Raw genomic sequence first — 1,172 nt, forward strand, 5'->3', positions numbered from 1 at the left:
GCGGGCTGGCGTGTGGGGTGTTGGCGTGCTGCCGAGCCTCCGCGTGTCCCGGCTAGCGGGCTGGCGTGTGGGGTGTTGGCGTGCTGCCGAGCCTCCGCGTGTCCCGGCTTGCGGGCTGGCGTGTGGGGTGTTGGCGTGCTGCCGAGCCTCCGCGTGTCCCGGCTAGCGGGCTGGCGTGTGGGGTGTTGGCGTGCTGCCGAGCCTCCCCGTGCCAGGCCTTAGCGGCCTGGCGGGGTGCGGCAGGCCGCCAGGCCCGCCCGTGTCCGGGCCGGCTCGGCGGCGTCACCCATTGGCGCTGGTGAGGTCAGCTGACCGCGTTCAGTCGGCGACGGGGGTGAAGGTGTCGCAGGAGGTGCCCCGCTCCGCCTTCTTCACGCTCGTACCCTTGCACAGGCGCACCTCCGGCTGGAACCCGCCGAACAGCAGGTTGGAGGTGGTGGTGAAGTTGGTCTTGCCCTTGCCGCAGAGCTTGCCGAACGTCCGCCACTCGATGCCGTCGGTCGGGCCGTTGTAGGCGATCTGCACGACGCCGCACTGGTTGGCGGAGTTGACGGCCAGGGTGCCGCTGACGCGGATCGGGGGAACGGGGCGCTCCGGGATGCTCATCATCCGGTCGTACGTGCCGTAGGCGCTGACGCTTCCCTTGGCGAGCTCGAACCCGTTGTCGAGGGCGGCGGCCGGGCCGGCCATGGCGCCGACAGCGATGCCGGCCATCGCGACGATGACGGACGTGCGGGCAACGAGAGACTTCATGTTGATCCTTTGAGTAGCTCCGCCGATCGGGCGGTGTGTGTGGATAGTGCTGGTCACCGTCGGCGGCACGGCTCACGTGCAGACTCGTAGCCATGCCACGGGTCGATGCGGTGGTGAGGGTGCTCGCTGTGGGTTGTGCCCATCTGACGGTGCGTGCAAGATCCAATGGCATCCATGGCCCGGCGGTCAAATCGAAGCAGGACCCCGGAGTGACGCTCCAGCGACTCTCGGTTGCCGAATCCCAGCTCACGGCCCTTGATCCACGCCGGACGCTCACCAAGAGCGTGAGATCATTCACTCTCAGCTACCTCGGCCGTCGCGTGTGGACGGAGGAGGCTATGAGGCCATCGCTCGCCGGGCGAACAGTGGTTGCGGGATCCGGTCAGGTCCGGGGACCGGGCTTTGTCCCGCGCCCGATC

The 1,172-nt window shown here is 69.0% G+C and carries 1 protein-coding gene; it reads right to left on the reverse strand.

Going from position 1 to position 1,172, the window contains the following annotated elements; genetic code table 11:
* Window positions 1-318 precede the first annotated feature (318 nt).
* Window positions 319-753 carry a hypothetical protein gene (locus AB0M36_RS03100; RefSeq protein ID WP_364151463.1) on the reverse strand — a complete coding sequence of 145 codons (435 nt, stop codon included), beginning with the start codon at window positions 751-753 and terminating at the stop codon, window positions 319-321.
* Window positions 754-1,172: the final 419 nt, after the last annotated feature.

The sequence above is a fragment of the Actinoplanes sp. NPDC051346 genome (genome assembly GCF_040682215.1).
Lineage (GTDB): Bacteria > Actinomycetota > Actinomycetes > Mycobacteriales > Micromonosporaceae > Actinoplanes.

What these genes read in the sequence shown, in the direction of transcription:
- AB0M36_RS03100 (WP_364151463.1), bottom strand. Translation starts at nt 753, where the DNA reads ATGAAGTCTCTCGTTGCCCGCACGTCCGTCATCGTCGCGATGGCCGGC.